Below are 14,703 nucleotides of genomic sequence, written 5' to 3' on the forward strand. Positions count from 1 at the left end.
TTTTCGACCCGGCGTCTTTATCTCAACGGCACGGCGAATGGTTCGCCCGATTGCTGGAACAAGCCGATCGATCCCGATACCGCCTGGCCCGGGTCAGCGCTGAACAAAATCAGTTCCGTTGCGAATCCGCCGCCGTCGGGCAGGTGCGGAACCAGCAATGGTTCCGTTCTCGCCGCGGCAGTCTCGCTGACCGGCGGCGTTGTCGTGATTAGAAATTCCCCGCGTTCGTTATATCGCGTGCGCAACCCGATGACGGACACGTCTTGAGACGGGGTGGAAACGCGCAAGACGCCCTTGAACGGATTCGGCAGACCGGGGAATACCTCCGGAAGAAACCTGGCGGCGTGCGCAAATGCGGGCAAGGCCACAGACGCATCTGGCGGCAGACCGGTTTTCGATCCATCTAAATTTGTAAGCTCCAGCGTCACTCTGTTCTCACTGGCTCCGTCGTTGGCAATCGCGATCGCGCTTTGAGTCGAGTTCGGACGTCCATCGGTTCCATCGGATTCCACATAGACACGCAATGCTGTGCCTGCAACGGAAGGAACGCTCGCCTGTGTCACCGTCAGCGTTCCTCCAGGCCGATACGAAAAGTTGATGAGGGGCACCGGAGCCGCTGCTCCGTCCGCCGGGACGACTCGGACGGATCCCGTCACCGCAGCCGCACCGCTTCCATCCGGGACAAGCTTCCGGGAAGAGTGCGGAGGAATGGTGTAGGTGAAGGAATTGTCGCTTTGTCCATCGATCGTCACGCCGGTGAGGTTTCCGGCATCGTCGTGGAATTCCACAAGCCCGGACAGAGGGCCCTCGCCCGGATTGACCAGGAGGATCTGCGTTGTCCATCCACCGCCGTTGGCGAAATGCGGAACAACGATGGTCTTCATAGGCGTGGCCGCAGAGGTGTCGATCACAGGCAGCGCCGACATCAGAAATTCGCCGCGCTCATTGAGCAGCCCGCGTATTGCGATCGCGCCGACAGGGACATCGGACGTGAAACTGAAGGTTCCTTGAAAACTCCCGCCCCCGAATGTGTTGAACGGTTCTGCGTCGAGGAACCGGGCGATCTGCTGGTTTGCGCCGATCGTGGCCGTGCCTGAACCGAGGTCATGGCCTGCAGCATCGGTATAGAAAAACCGGATTGTTGCCGTCTGGCTGTTGGGATTAGCGATAGCGACTCCCGTCTGGAGAGGGCCGTCGATTTCCGCATAGATCCGCCCGGAAGAAAGCGCGGGCGCTGCCAGAATCCCGGTTTCGCTGATCAAAGCGCCCGCGCGGTCACTGAAGATGGCCAGCGCCGCAGGCGGAGTCGAGCCGGTGGCTTCAATTTGTGCGTAGCCCGTCTGAATGGTTGCGGACGTTCCTGTACTCGCCAGCAATGTCCCGCCGCGATCCACGAGTGTGAAGGGAATCTCAGTCAAGACAATCTTCCGGATCCGATTGCTGAAAGTATCCGAGATGAACAGCGTGTTGGCGCCATCCACCGCGATACCATATGGCGAGGTGATCTCAGCGGCGATAGCGGAACCGCCATCGCCGCTGAAACCGTAGGCGCCGGTCCCTGCGACACTCCGGATGATACCGTCCGGCGTGACTTTGCGGATGCGCTGGTTGTTCGTGTCGGCGATGAAAAGATCGCCGGATCCGTCGATGGCAATCGCCTGCGGGTAGGTGATATGTGCTGCCGTTGCCGGACCGCCGTCGCCGGAAAAGCCTATCGTGCCGGTGCCCACGACCGTTGTGATAATGCCGTTGGGCGCAACCCTTCGTATGCGATTATTGACGGAGTCGGCAATGAACACATTGCCGGCGGCATCGACGGCGACTGCGGCAGGGAAGGCCAGCTGAGCGGATGTCCCGGGCCCTCCGTCGCCGCTGAATCCCATCGTTTTATTTCCCGCAATGGTGGTGATGACTCCGGCAGGATTGATGCGCCGGATGCGATGGCTGCCGGTTTCGGCAATGAATACGTTGCCTGCGCTGTCCACGGTCACTCCGGCGGGTTCATTGACTTCCGCCTGAAGCGCCGGACCGCCGTCTCCGCCGGCGCCGCCGGCTCCCCCCGCGCTGCCGGCTCCCGCAATAGTGCTGATGATGCCGCCTGGCGTTACTTTCCGAATGCGCTCGTTTCTGGTGTCCGCGATGAATAGATTGCCGGCCGCATCGACCGTGATGCCGGCCGGATAGTACAGCTGCGCCGACGTTGCGCTTCCGCCATCGCCGCTGAATCCCCCGGTTCCGTTGCCTGCGACGATCGTCATCACCCCGCGATTCGTGATCTTGCGGATGCGGTGAACGTCCGTATCGGCAATATAGAGGTTCCCGGCGCGATCGGTTGCGATCGTGTTTTGAAAGAAAAACTGCGCCGCCAAAGGCGAATTGCCGTCATCGCTCTTTCCGGCTACCGAACTGATGAGCCCCGCTGCATCGATCCTGCGGATGCGGTAGTTGGCCTGGTCCGCCACAAACAGATTGCCGATTCCATCGGCAGCGACATCGACCGGCAAAGTGAATCGGGCGGAGACCGCGGGGCCGCCATCACCGCTGAATCCAGGGACTCCAGTGCCCGCAACGGTATGAATCGACCCATCGGGACTTACCATGCGGACGCGGTTCGTGCCGATATCGGCGACAAAAACATTCCCTGCGGCATCTGCAGCGATGCCGCCCGGATTCGAGATCACTGCCGAAGTCTTGATGACGCCGGCGGCGGTAACCATCCGAATACGATTGTTATGTTGGTCGGAGATCGAGATGTTGCCCGCGGCATCGACCGCCACCGCGACGGGTTGGTTCAGCGTTGCGGCTGCCGCCGGGCCGCCATCACCACTGAATCCGGCGGTTCCATTCCCTGCAACCGTCTTGATGATGCCGGACGGCGTCACCATCCGGACCGTATTGTTTCCGGCGTCGGCGATGAACAGATTGCCTGCGCGATCGACCGCCAGGCCTCTCGGCCCCGCAAGATGCGCCGAAACCGCAGGGCCGCCATCGCCGCTCAGTCCGGCTCCGCCATTTCCGGCAACCGTTGTGATAACGCCCGCCGGACTGATTTTGCGAATCCGATTGTTCTTCGAGTCCGCGACGAAGACATTTCCGGCGCCATCCGCCGCCACGCCTTGCAGGTAATTGAATCGGGCGGAGGAGGCGGGCCCGTTGTCTCCGCTGAATCCAACCACTCCACTGCCGGCGAGTGTCATCAGTCGACCGTCCGCCATGACGTGATAGACCTTATTCTGATTCGAGCCGATATAGAAACCGCCCGCTCCGTCTGCGCTGATCGCTTGTGGTACCCCGATGGTCTGCGTGAGCGCCTGGGAACCATCTGCTGGAAACTCCGGTCCCGCATAGGTCGAAATGATCGAGGTCTGAGCGAAACCGCTCGATCCGAATAGCATTAAAAAGATATAAGTTAGCGACGGAACACGATGCACCCTCATCCTGCAGGTCCCTCCCCGCTCTATCGGTTAGCTTGGTATTTGCAAGATGTTGGCCTTTTGTGCTTCTTGTGTTCCTTCCCCCTGTCATACAGTTAAGTTCTGCTATAGTTTTCCGGCTATGCGCACATCTGTCCTTTTTCTGCTGGTTTTTGCTGTGGCCGTGTTCGCCGCAGGTTCCAAAGCGCTCGAAATTTATGTCGTCGATGTCGAAGGCGGGAATGCGACTCTGTTCGTATCCCCCTCGGGCGAATCCGTTCTCATCGATAGCGGGAACGGCGGAGCCGCAGCGCCGCGTGACGCCGGCCGCATCATGGCGGCGATGAAGGATGCCGGGGTTCAGCAGATCGATCATCTGATCACGACGCATTGGCACGCCGATCATTTCGGAGGAATGGCCGAACTGGCTTCTCACGTCACGATCAGGGAATTCATCGATCACGGTCCAAACGTTCCGACGGATCGCGCTGCGGACGAATTCGTCAAGACGACCTATCCGCAGCTCTACGCCAAAAGTAAACACACCGTCGCAAAGCCTGGTGATCGGATTCCGGTTGCCGGGCTCGAGTGGCGTATTGTCGAAGCCGGCGGGCAGCACATCACGTCGCCGGTGCCGGGTGGTGGAAAACCGAACGCCTCCTGCGCGGCTTTCAAGGCGCAGGACGTGGACATGACCGAGAACGCGCAGTCCGTCGGCAGCCATGTGATGTTCGGAAAATTCCGCGCGCTGCATCTCGGCGACCTGACGTGGAACAAGGAATTCGACCTGATGTGCCCGCAGAATCGCCTCGGCGCCGTCGATCTCTGGATTGTTTCGCATCACGGCCAGGCGATTTCGAACTCCGAAGTGCTTGCGCATGCGATCCAGCCGCGCGCCGCGATCATGAACAACGGCACCCGCAAGGGCGGCCAGCCCGAGGCCATGCGGATCATTCATTCGATACCGGGTCTGGAAGATCTCTGGCAATTGCACTTCTCACAGCTCAGCGGGCAGGAATACACAGTGCCGGGTATGTTCATCGCGAATACGGTGGATGATGCGCAGACGGCGATGCCGATCGCGCCGTTCCAGCAGGCGGCAGGCGCGCCAACGCCACCGGCTCCGGCTCACAACGGCACAGCCTACTGGATCAAGGTATCGGCTCAAGCGGACGGCACTTTCACAGTAACGAACACGCGGAACAATTTCAGTAAGACCTACAGACCCGGAGTGTAGAATGTCGCGCGAGCTAAAGACGGTAGCGTTGGACGCGCCACGCGCGGCATCACGCGAGCACTGGTACGCCGTTCTTGCATCCACGATCGGCTGGACGCTGGATTCCTTCGATTACTTCGTCGTGGTCATGGTTCTCACGGAGATCGCGAAGGAATTTCACCGCACAAACGCCGAGGTCGCACTGACGATCACACTCACGCTGGCGATGCGGCCCGTCGGGGCATTCCTGTTCGGTCTGATGGCGGACAGATACGGCAGGCGCATTCCCCTGATGATCGATGTGATCGCGTTCTCCGTGTTGTCGGTCGCTACGGGGCTGGCCCCGAATTTCAAAACGTTCCTCATTGTGCGCGCCCTGTTCGGCATCGCCATGGGAGGGGAGTGGGGCGCCGGTGCATCCCTCGTGATGGAGAAGGTCGCGCCGAAGTGGCGCGGTTTACTGTCCGGCGTTCTGCAGCAGGGCTATACGACAGGGAATCTGCTGGCTTCGCTGGCCTACTTTCTCATCGTGCCGCATTTCGGATGGCGGGCTCTGTTCTTTGTGGGAGGAGCGCCGGCGCTGCTGGCCTTTTTCATCCGCCGCAATGTCAGCGAGTCCGAAGTATGGGAACGGACGCGCCGTAAGGAATGGCGGGATCTCTGGGCGGTGATTCGCGCGAATTGGAAGGTTTTCGCTTACCTCGTGCTGTTTCTGACGTTCATGGGTTTCTGCGGTCACGGCACGCAGGATATGTATCCGACCTTCCTCAAGACGCAGCGCGGCTTCTCGGCTCAGGGCGCGGCCGTGATGACGATGATCGCGAATCTCGGCGCCCTCGTCGGCGGCATTCTTGTCGCCATGACGTCCGATCGTTTCGGCAGGCGGAGGTCGATCGCGTGCGGCCTGGGTATTGCGATTCTTGTGATTCCGCTGTGGGTGTTCGCTCCGACGACAGCCATGCTGGCGGCGGGCGCTTTCCTGATTCAATTCGGCGTCCATGGAGCATGGGGCGTCGTGCCCGCGCACATTTCCGAACTGGCGCCGGATCAGATCCGCGGCTTCATGCCCGGTTTCGCTTATCAATGCGGAATTCTGCTGGCGGGCAGCATCACCTATCTTCAGGCCAGGTTTGGAGGAATGACGAGCTATTCCAACGCGATGGCGTTAACGGCGCTTGTGGTTTTTGCATGCACCGCGGCCGTGGTTTCGGCCGGCCCGGAAAAGAAGGGTGTCGTGTTTGGAAGTCCCCTGTAGGCGCGGTGTTTACCGGGCCGAAGCGGCGCGGGTAATCATTACGAATGCGACGATGCGGCCGTCGAGCGACATCGTGTGCTGCGTCATTTCGACGTTGAGGATCGTTCCGTCCTTGCGCCGGTGTCGTGAGGCTGTGATTTCAACGACGTTGGGAATCGGCGGTAATTCCGGCGCCATGTGGCTTGGATCTTCCAGTATCGCGTCAATATGTTCCATCAGTAGAAATTCATCGCGCGAGTAGCGATAGAGGCGCATGGCCGCGTCGTTGACGGCGATGAACCGGCGGGTTGTCAGGTCGTGCACCCACATTGGTTGGGGATTGCCGTCGAACAGCAGCCGGTAGCGGCCCTCGGATTCCCGGAGCGCTTCTTCAGTCTTGCGCCGCTCGGTGATGTCGCGAACCTGCAGAAGAATTGCCGTCCCCCCCATGTAGGGAATGGCACTGGAGCGAATCGACACCGGAATGCGGTTGTTGCCCGCGCCGAGACTGTAGCCTTCCACTTCGCCATCGACCAGCCTGTCCGAGCGAACAACGGATTCGCGGTACTCCGGAGGGACGAGGTCCGAGACGTTTTTCCCGACCAGTTCATCCCGGCTCAGGCCGTGCAGCTGGCAGGCCGCGGGATTCACATCGAGAACATTGCCGTCAAGGTCTTCGATAAATATCGCGTCGGGAGAACTCTCGAAAACCGTGTGGAAGAGGCGTTCCCGTTCTTCGAGTTCGTATCGATTCGTCGCGGCCTTCATGGAGGAATGGCATCATAACGACAGAGCCTGCCGCTGTCAATGTTGCTACAGCCGGATGGTTTCGTCGCGTCCGGGCCCCGTGGATACCATGCTTATCGGAACGCCGAGATATTCGGAGAGAAACTTCAAGTAGTCTTGAGCAACCGCCGGAAGCTGGGACCATTCTTTGATTCCGGCGAGCGGCGTCTTCCAGCCCCGAATGTTCTTATAAACCGGCTGAACTTCGGCAAGGATTGCCACGTCGGCGGGAAATTCCTTCAATACGGATCCCTTGTACTTGTAGTCGACGCAGAAGGGGATTTCGTCGAACGTGTCGAGCACATCGATCTTGGTGACGACAATCGAATCCAGGGCATTGATCATCGTTGCGTATCGCGCGGCCGGCCCGTCGAACCATCCGCAGCGCCGCGGACGCCCGGTTGTGGAGCCGTATTCATTACCCCGGGTTCGAAGCTGTTCGCCGGCGCCCTCCGGAGACTCCGTGGGAAATGGACCGGCGCCGACGCGCGTGGTATACGCTTTCGAGACTCCGGTCACACTGTGCACATATTTCGGGGACACGCCAAGCCCTGTGGCGACGCCGCCTGCGGCCGCACTCGACGAGGTGACGAAGGGAAAGGTGCCGTGGTCGACATCGAGCAGCGTGCCCTGAGCCCCTTCGAAGAGGATCGCTTTGCCGGCACGGATCATCTCGTTGAGCATGACGGAGGTATCGACAACGAACGGTTTTATTCTGGCGCCATACTCCGCATACGAATCGCAGATCGGTTCCGGATCGATGGTCTGCGGATATTTCAGCGCCTCGAGCTCGCGGTTCTTCTCGGCAACCTGTGCCCGGATCTTTTCCGGAAGCGTCTCGGGGCTGATCAGATCGCAAACGCGCAGCCCGCGGCGGCCCATTTTGTCTTCGTAGGCGGGCCCGATGCCGCGAGAGGTCGTACCGATACGCCGTTCGCCGAGTTGCTTTTCGATCGCAGCTTCGAGCACCCGGTGATAGGGAAGAATGACGTGACAGCGATTGGAGACATAAAGTCGTCCTTCGACGGAGACATCCATCGCCCTTTGTATCGCCTGCGATTCTTCGATCAAGGCGAGCGGGTCGAGCACGACCCCGCCTCCAATCACGCATTTCACATTGGGCTGGAAGATGCCGGAAGGAATCAGGTGAAGGACATGCCGCCGGTTGCCGAAACTGACGGTGTGTCCGGCATTGTGGCCGCCCTGATAGCGCGCGACGCAGTCGTACGCCTCCGAAAGGATGTCGACAATCTTACCCTTTCCCTCGTCGCCCCACTGGGCGCCTACAACTGCGAGATTTCTGCTCACTACAGATGTTTATCGAGAGCTTTGGTGATCACGCTCTTGTCGACGGCCCCGACGATCTGTTCCTTCACCTGGCCGTCTTTGATCACGAGCAGCGTTGGAATACCCCGGATATTGAACTTCGCGGCCGTTGAGCCGTTGGCATCGACATCGAGTTTGCCGACTTTGACGCGGCCTTTATATTCTTCGGCGATCGCGTCAACGGTGGGAGCGAGAGCACGGCATGGCGCACACCACGCTGCCCAGAAGTCCACCAGGACTGGTGTGTTTGCCTTGACCACTTCGGCTTCGAAGTTGGTGTCCGTGATCTCAATCGTGTTAGCGCCCATGTATCCTCCAGAAAAATTCTACACTAACACGTCAATCTTCGGTGGCTGCTCCTGCTCGATTTCTCCGCTCGGAGTGTAAATGGGCGCCGATGCGATCCGCTCGCGCTTAGGCTGCGGCGGCTTGCGTTGCTGTTGCTTTCGTTCGTCATGCTGCGAGGACCCGGCGATATTCGCGAAGTTGCTCAGTGGCATGATCTCCATAGAGTTCTCCTGATGGGTATATCGGTCTGGGAAGCTTTCGACTTTATGGGAAAATGAATTTGACATGAATTTCAAGCATCGCGAAGATCTGACGGAGATCATGGACGACGTCAACCGTCCGGAGCACGAGTTCCAGCTCGCATATCGGGAGCTGAAGGTCATCAACGAACGGCTCGGCGGAATCCGCGCGATCGAGCGCTTTTTGCCTCAGGTTCCCAATCTGCTCATCCTGGATGTGGCTGCCGGCGGCTGCGACGTCAGCGACGCGTTGCTTGATCGTATGCGCTGCCGGGTTGTCGGTTTGGATTTAAATGCCGGCGGATTGAAGCTTGCGAGGCGCACCTGGCCGGTTGCGGGAGATGCGTTAAAACTGCCCTTTGCGGATAAGACCTTTGATGTCGTGATGTCGTCGCTGTTCTTTCACCATGTCTCCAATGATGATTGTCCCCGGGTGCTGGCCGAAATGTGGCGCGTGTGCCGGCGGCGCGTTATCGTGAACGATTTGCATCGGCACGCCGCGGCGTATTACTCGTTTCGATTGCTCGCCGCGCTCTTCAGTAAGAGCGAAATGGTGAAACATGACGGTCCGGTGTCGGTACGGCGGGCTTTTCATCCTCAAGACTTATTAAAGTTCTCGGAGCGTGCGGGAGTGCCGGCGCGCGTTCATCGCAGTTTCCCGTTTCGCCTGGTCCTGGTGGCCGACCGATGATCCAGCGGGATGTTGTCGTGATTGGCGGCAGCCTGGCCGGTTCGGCATGTGCGCGTGAGCTGGTGCGATTGGGTGTGGACGCCGTCGCTCTGGAGCGTGACCGGTTTCCGCGGCACAAGGTGTGCGGTGGATTTCTATCGCCCGGCGCTGTTGCCGGCCTGAAGGCGCTCGATATTCTGGAGGATGTCCGGCGCGCGGGGGCGGTGGAAGTGATGTCGGCGCGAGTCCGGGCCGGCTCGGCCGATGTGGAGATTCCATTCGAGCGGCCGGGATTGGGAATCTCGCGCAGCACGCTGGATGACATCGTGGCGCGGTGCGCCGCGGTGGAGCAAGGTCATGCCGTGCAGCACGTCCGCCGTTCAGGGCGGGGCTTCGTTGTGGACGATGTGTCGTGCCGCGTCGTGATTGACGCAGCAGGGAAGCTCAGCCGCTTCACAAAACGGCGCACTGAAGATGAATTCGGCATTCAATATTTTGAAGGAGGCGGGCATGGGCCGGTGCTCGACTTCTGGTTCCTTGATGACGCATACGGCGGAGGCGTGTCGGTGGACGGAGGCCGGTCGAATTTTTCTTTTCTTATCCGGAAAGACGCATTGCGGAAGTACACCGATCGGCCGGGCTGCCTTGTAACGGGCCCTCTCGCTTACGAGCGGGTTCCGGGTGATTTTATCGCCATCGGAGACGCCTCCGGGATGGTGGATCCGTTCTGCGGTGAAGGCATGCGGCACGCTCTTGAAAGCGGTATCCTTGCGGCGCGTGTCGTCGCGGCCGGGATTCGGCGCGGCGCCCGGTATGAAGAAATGAAATGGGAGTATGAAGCGCGATGGCAACGCCGCTGGGCCGTGCGAAGGGAAATCGGCGCAGTGCTGCGCCGTTGGCGGGGATGGTTCGGGCCCGCGCTGCGTGTTGCGCCGGCCTGGCTGGTAAACCGGATCTGGGACTGACGCCAAATTTCAGCATGGCGTGTGAGCGACCCCCTGCCGTGCGCTTCGCGCCCGGCTCTCCCCCTGTATCAGGGGGAGAGTCGTGTTGAGTTAAGCGGGTTGCTGTCCCCCTGATACAGGGGGACAGCCGTGCCGGAGGCACGGCAGGGGGTCGCTCACGACGACTTTTTACATTTTCCGAACGCATCAATGTACATTCTCGCCATCATCGCCATTCTGCAAGGCCTGCTGACGCTCGTCGACGGCATCCGCAGCGCGCGCCATATGCGGACGTACCGTCCGGGGCGGGCCAATGGCCATCGGCGTGTCGTGGTGTTTTGCCCATGCAAGGGTATCGATCAGGGATTCGACAAGAATATTCGATCGATCCTGAACCAGGACTATCGCAACTATGATGTGCAGTTTATCGTCGAAGCCGACGACGATCCCGCTTATTCGGCTCTGAAGCGCCTGGGCGCGAATATCCTCGTCGCGGGCCGGGCATCCGACTGCGGGCAGAAAGTTCACAACCTTGCCTACGCCGTGGCGCGCAGAAGCGACGCCGGGATTTATGTGTTCTGCGATTCCGACGTGCGATTTCCCCACGACTGGCTGTCCCATCTCATCGCGCCACTCGATGCCACCAACGTCACGACCGGCTACCGATGGTACGTTGCCACCCGCTTCCATTTTCCGACGCTGCTGCGTTCCGCCTGGAACGCGTCGTCCGTCTCAATTCTCGGCGATCACGGCCGGAATTTCGCCTGGGGCGGTTCCACGGCGTTATATCGCTCGACCTTCGAGCGTCTGAAGATTCTCGACGCCTGGCGGGGATCGATCAGCGACGATTACGCCGTCACACGCGCCGCCCAGCGTCATGCGTCGAAAATCGTCTTTGTGCCGCAGTGTCTGGTCCCGTCCTACGGGGAATGCAGCTTCAGTGAAGCGCTGGAATTCACGACGCGACAGGTCGTTATTACCCGGGTTTACCATCCCGGGCTCTGGCGCGCCGGGTTCCTCGGACATGCGATCTTCAACGCCGCATTCTGGATTCTTCCGTTCTTTCATCCGTGGCTCTGGCTCGCGCTTTACAGCCTTTCGGCCACCAGGGCCGCGATCCGGCAACGCGCCATCCGGACGGCGCTTGCGCCGGAGGTCTGGTCCGGTCACGATTGGTTCTATATTCTGTGTTCGCCGCTGGTGGCTCTGTTGTATCTGTACAACATGGTCGCTTCGGCGCTGGGGAACGAGATCGTATGGCGGCAGATCCACTACAAACTCATTTCTCCCAACGAGACACGCGTGTCTGGCGGATCCGCTGCAAGCGAAAGCTGAACACGATGATTCGAAATTGCCTCCGTGAAGCGGGACGCTGCTGACGGAATGGTAGGAATTGTTCAACAGGGATCGCCGTCGATGGCGTGGTGGGTTTTCCGCGCATATCGGGCATTGGACTAAACCTGTTCACATGTGACGCGACAGGCTTCCGCATCAGCGAAGCCGTCCTCTTGAAGCCTGGCCATATCGACTCCGGCCGAATGGTGATTCGCGTCGAATAAGGCAAAGGTCAGAAGGATCGCTATGTGATGTTGTCACCACGCCTGCTGGAGACATCCGGCCCTGGTGGCGTACCGCCAGGCCGCAAGTCTGGCTTTTTCCGGGCCAGCGCGGCGACAAACCGATCACGCGCCATGCGGTCGAGAAAGCATGTGCCATGAGGCGCACCTCCGTTCGAATATTTCTAAACCCATCACGCCCCACTGCATGCGGCTCATGCGTTTCGTTCCATATGCTGAAAAACGGCACCGCCGTCCGTACCATCCAGCTCCTGTTGGGGCATCGCAGTATGCATTCCCAGGAAGGGGAATGCATTGATCTGGGCCAACATGCGCGAGTGCGGATCGAAGGAGCGGCCCGATCCAGAATGCGTACGAGCGGCGCTGTAAGGCCTGGTCCCGATGATCGCCCTATCGACGGGAACGCAGATCCGGATTGCCGCCGGGGTAACGGATCTGCGGCGAGGATTCACGGGGCTGAGCACGCAGGTGCAGACGGTTCTGAAAGAAAGTCCGTTTTCGGGCCGAAGCCTACTCGGACTTTTCCAGAATCGCGGCTTCGACGCCTTCGGGATAGAGGTTTGGAAAGTAATAAGGCACGGCTTTCGCAGGGACGGCCAGGCGGATTGGACCCTTTGCGGTCGTCGGTGAGACCAGGCCTTGCTTCAAGGTTTCGTCAAGAATGCGGCGGGCCGTTCGCTCCGGCTTGCCTGTAATTCGAGGAACCTCACCGCGGGCAAGTTCGCCGTGTGTCAGCACTTCAACAAGAATGTATTTCGCTTCTTCAGGCAATCCAAACGCTGAGCGTCGCTGCACGTATTTCGCAATACGGTGTTCCAGCCCGGGGAGATCTAATAGCCTGGTCATGAACCGAACCTGATCCAAAGCCGTTTGCAGGAAGAACTGACAGAATATCGCCAATCCAGATTCGGATAGGTTTCCGCGACCATCGAGATCGCCTTGCCTCGGCTGATCGGCGCCGACCAGAGCCGCAATATATTGGTCCTTATATCGACAGAGCCCCCTGGTGACAGTCCACAGACCATGTGAATCCAATCCAACTCGAATCATGTACGCGTTCGTAAACAGGCGCGTCACGCGCCCATTTCCATCGATGAATGGATGGATCCAAGCCAGCCGGTGGTGTGCCGCGGCGCATGCGATCATCTTCGTGAGACTCTTTAGACTCCAGGGTTCATATATTTCCTGGAAGCGATCCAAAAATGATTGAAGATGTTTGTGATGCGGCGCAACATGCTGACCAACTTTTACATTCCTGTGTCGCAACTCGCCCGGCTCAAACCGCTCCGTGTTGCCGTCGCTATCAGTTACGACGCGAAACTCGCCAGGCATTCGAGAATAGAATTCATAATGGACCCACCGAAGGAAATCCGTCGAACAGATCGCTAAATCCTCTTCTGCCCGCAGCCTATCTTCCAAAAGGATTTGTACTTCAATGTGCGCCTGACTCTCGAGCTGCAAAGCCCTCTTCTTAGGCTCTGCCGAGTAGTCTTTGTGCAAGGCTTTTTCAATATCCAACGGAAGAGTGTGATGCCCTTCTATTAAATTCGAATAATAACTGTTCATCTGGCGCAACAAAGCGACTACTGCCGAACGCGTTATGGGATGGAGTGAGCCTGCTAAAGCGCTCGCCTCCCGGACAAGCCTTAAGGCCAGTTCCTCTAACGTGCCGTCGCTTCCTCTTGGAAGCATCGGCTCCAATTCCCGTGGATGAGTGTAAAGTTGGTCCTCTGTAAGCTCGATTGCCGGTCTTGACGCTAAACTTGGCCGATCCTTAGCCGCTTCTTTAAGCCGCTCAATGGCCGGTTTCTTGGCCGGTTTATTCCGCTTAACACTCATATTATTTTCAATTAGTTGCGCCGCTCAATGTGCCAATACTACACCCACTTCAGGCCGATCCATAGAAGTATAATCCGGGGCCAATTTGGCCGATCTTCTGGCCGGTCTTTTGACTGTAAGGATAACAGAGGTCTATTTCGACCAGCTACTCAGGACCCAACAACGCTTCTTCCAGGACACGTTGATTTGCGCAGCTGGAAATGGAAGTTGCTTGGCTCAAGTCGTTTAGTTGAGATCGTATCTGGTAAAGGATTCTTCAGTTGAATCCGAACATTCCGGCTTTGACGCGTCTCTGTCGATTTACGGCCTTTCGGCCACCAGGGCTGCTATGAGGCAGCGCGCCTTCCGGACGTCGCTTTCGCCGGAGGCCTTGTCCGGTCACGATTGATTCTATATCCTGTGTTCGCCTGTGGTGGCTCTGTTGTATCTGTACAACATGGTTGCTTCGGCGCTGAGAACCGAGATCATATGGCGGCAGATACACTACAAACTCATATCTCCCGACGAGACACGCGTGTCTGGCGGATTCCCCGCAAGCGGAAGCTGAACACGATCATCTTTTTCGTCACCTCGCGGTGCAATGCGACGTGCGAGACGTGTTTCTATTGGGACGAGCTGAATCAGCAGGGAGATCTGTCATGGGACGAGATTGTCAAGCTGTCCGGCACAACGCCGCCATTTACGGACCTGTGGTTCAGTGGCGGCGAGCCGACGCTGCGAAAGGATCTTCCCGAAATCATCGATCTCTTTGTCCGGAATAACGGTGTACGGTACATCAATCTGCCGACCAATGGCCTGAAACCGAATCGGCTTTATGAAATCGCGGAGCATGCGCTTACGGCGAATCCGGGCCTCGAACTTCACGTCAACATCGCGCTGGATGGGCTGCGCGAGTCGCACGATTTCATGCGGGGCGTGCCGGGTAACTTCGAAAAGGCGTTGGAAAGCGGACGCTTACTGCGGAAACTGAAGCCGGCGTTCGGCTTGCGCCTGATCGTAAACATCAACACCGTCATCACTCGCGACAACCTCGATGAGATTCTTCCGCTGGCCGAACTCATCTGTGCGGAGAGGATTGCCGACGGCCACTACTTCAACCTGATTCGCGGAGATGCCAAGGACCCGGGTCTCAAGGAGGTTCAGCGTGAAAAGCTCCGGTCCATTTATAGAG

At 58.8% G+C, this 14,703-nt stretch carries 13 protein-coding genes and 1 pseudogene; 8 read left to right on the plus strand and 6 right to left on the minus strand.

The window, feature by feature from the left end; translation table 11 throughout:
* Nucleotides 1–17: 17 nt before the first annotated feature.
* Nucleotides 18–3,395, minus strand: coding sequence for an NHL repeat-containing protein (locus VGK48_12655; protein ID HEY2382022.1), 3,378 nt, complete (start codon nt 3,393–3,395; stop codon nt 18–20).
* Between the two features lie 160 nt (nt 3,396–3,555).
* On the opposite strand from VGK48_12655, the gene VGK48_12660 reads away from it, so the two are divergent.
* Nucleotides 3,556–4,650, plus strand: coding sequence for an MBL fold metallo-hydrolase (locus tag VGK48_12660; protein HEY2382023.1), 1,095 nt, complete (start codon nt 3,556–3,558; stop codon nt 4,648–4,650).
* Nucleotide 4,651: 1 nt separating this feature from the next.
* Nucleotides 4,652–5,884 carry an MFS transporter gene (locus tag VGK48_12665; protein ID HEY2382024.1) on the plus strand — a complete coding sequence of 411 codons (1,233 nt, stop codon included), beginning with the start codon at nt 4,652–4,654 and terminating at the stop codon, nt 5,882–5,884.
* 9 nt (nt 5,885–5,893) lie between these two features.
* Here the strand turns inward: VGK48_12665 and VGK48_12670 are convergent, their stop codons facing one another.
* From VGK48_12670 to VGK48_12685, 4 genes are read right to left on the minus strand one after another with little or no spacing between them, the layout of a single operon-like run.
* A complete protein-coding gene (locus VGK48_12670; protein HEY2382025.1) occupies nt 5,894–6,631 on the minus strand; it encodes a PAS domain S-box protein in 738 nt (245 codons plus the stop codon).
* Between the two features lie 45 nt (nt 6,632–6,676).
* Nucleotides 6,677–7,957: an adenylosuccinate synthase gene (locus VGK48_12675; GenBank protein HEY2382026.1), complete on the minus strand. Its 1,281-nt coding sequence runs from the start codon at nt 7,955–7,957 to the stop codon at nt 6,677–6,679.
* On the minus strand, nt 7,957–8,283 hold the full coding sequence (gene trxA / locus VGK48_12680) for a thioredoxin (GenBank protein ID HEY2382027.1): 327 nt from the start codon (nt 8,281–8,283) through the stop codon (nt 7,957–7,959). The genes VGK48_12675 and trxA overlap by 1 nt, the downstream gene beginning before the upstream one ends.
* A gap of 18 nt (nt 8,284–8,301) precedes the next feature.
* Complete coding sequence (locus VGK48_12685) at nt 8,302–8,484, minus strand: hypothetical protein (protein HEY2382028.1); 183 nt, start codon at nt 8,482–8,484, stop codon at nt 8,302–8,304.
* Nucleotides 8,485–8,548: 64 nt separating this feature from the next.
* Between VGK48_12685 and VGK48_12690 the strand changes: the two genes are divergently transcribed.
* The 5 genes and pseudogenes from VGK48_12690 (at nt 8,549) to tnpB (ending at nt 12,323) form a co-directional block, all read left to right on the plus strand.
* Nucleotides 8,549–9,193 carry a methyltransferase domain-containing protein gene (locus tag VGK48_12690; GenBank protein HEY2382029.1) on the plus strand — a complete coding sequence of 215 codons (645 nt, stop codon included), beginning with the start codon at nt 8,549–8,551 and terminating at the stop codon, nt 9,191–9,193.
* On the plus strand, nt 9,190–10,137 hold the full coding sequence (locus VGK48_12695) for an NAD(P)/FAD-dependent oxidoreductase (protein ID HEY2382030.1): 948 nt from the start codon (nt 9,190–9,192) through the stop codon (nt 10,135–10,137). The genes VGK48_12690 and VGK48_12695 overlap by 4 nt, the downstream gene beginning before the upstream one ends.
* 129 nt (nt 10,138–10,266) lie before the next feature.
* Nucleotides 10,267–11,451 carry a glycosyltransferase gene (locus VGK48_12700; GenBank protein ID HEY2382031.1) on the plus strand — a complete coding sequence of 395 codons (1,185 nt, stop codon included), beginning with the start codon at nt 10,267–10,269 and terminating at the stop codon, nt 11,449–11,451.
* Nucleotides 11,452–11,576: 125 nt separating this feature from the next.
* Nucleotides 11,577–11,965, plus strand: a pseudogene (locus tag VGK48_12705) (tyrosine-type recombinase/integrase).
* Nucleotides 11,966–12,074: 109 nt separating this feature from the next.
* A complete protein-coding gene (tnpB, locus tag VGK48_12710) occupies nt 12,075–12,323 on the plus strand; it encodes an IS66 family insertion sequence element accessory protein TnpB (protein HEY2382032.1) in 249 nt (82 codons plus the stop codon).
* Here the strand turns inward: tnpB and VGK48_12715 are convergent.
* Entirely contained in the window at nt 12,204–13,532 is a 1,329-nt protein-coding gene (locus VGK48_12715; protein ID HEY2382033.1) for a Fic family protein, read from the minus strand. The genes tnpB and VGK48_12715 overlap by 120 nt on opposite strands.
* A 468-nt stretch (nt 13,533–14,000) precedes the next feature.
* On the opposite strand from VGK48_12715, the gene VGK48_12720 reads away from it, so the two are divergent.
* Nucleotides 14,001–14,703: radical SAM protein (locus VGK48_12720; GenBank protein HEY2382034.1), on the plus strand; the 703-nt coding region annotated here is incomplete at its 3' end.

It is taken from the genome of Terriglobia bacterium, from assembly GCA_036496425.1.
Classification (GTDB): domain Bacteria; phylum Acidobacteriota; class Terriglobia; order 20CM-2-55-15; family 20CM-2-55-15; genus 20CM-2-55-15.

Excerpts from the sequence above, each read along its gene's own strand:
- VGK48_12655 (HEY2382022.1), bottom strand. The coding sequence starts at position 3,395 with ATGCTATTCGGATCGAGCGGTTTCGCTCAGACCTCGATCATTTCGACC.
- VGK48_12660 (HEY2382023.1), top strand. The coding sequence starts at position 3,556 with ATGCGCACATCTGTCCTTTTTCTGCTGGTTTTTGCTGTGGCCGTGTTC.
- VGK48_12665 (HEY2382024.1), top strand. The coding sequence starts at position 4,652 with ATGTCGCGCGAGCTAAAGACGGTAGCGTTGGACGCGCCACGCGCGGCA.
- VGK48_12670 (HEY2382025.1), bottom strand. The coding sequence starts at position 6,631 with ATGAAGGCCGCGACGAATCGATACGAACTCGAAGAACGGGAACGCCTC.
- trxA (HEY2382027.1), bottom strand. The coding sequence starts at position 8,283 with ATGGGCGCTAACACGATTGAGATCACGGACACCAACTTCGAAGCCGAA.
- VGK48_12685 (HEY2382028.1), bottom strand. The coding sequence starts at position 8,484 with ATGGAGATCATGCCACTGAGCAACTTCGCGAATATCGCCGGGTCCTCG.
- VGK48_12690 (HEY2382029.1), top strand. The coding sequence starts at position 8,549 with ATGAATTTCAAGCATCGCGAAGATCTGACGGAGATCATGGACGACGTC.
- VGK48_12695 (HEY2382030.1), top strand. The coding sequence starts at position 9,190 with ATGATCCAGCGGGATGTTGTCGTGATTGGCGGCAGCCTGGCCGGTTCG.
- tnpB (HEY2382032.1), top strand. The coding sequence starts at position 12,075 with ATGATCGCCCTATCGACGGGAACGCAGATCCGGATTGCCGCCGGGGTA.
- VGK48_12715 (HEY2382033.1), bottom strand. The coding sequence starts at position 13,532 with ATGAGTGTTAAGCGGAATAAACCGGCCAAGAAACCGGCCATTGAGCGG.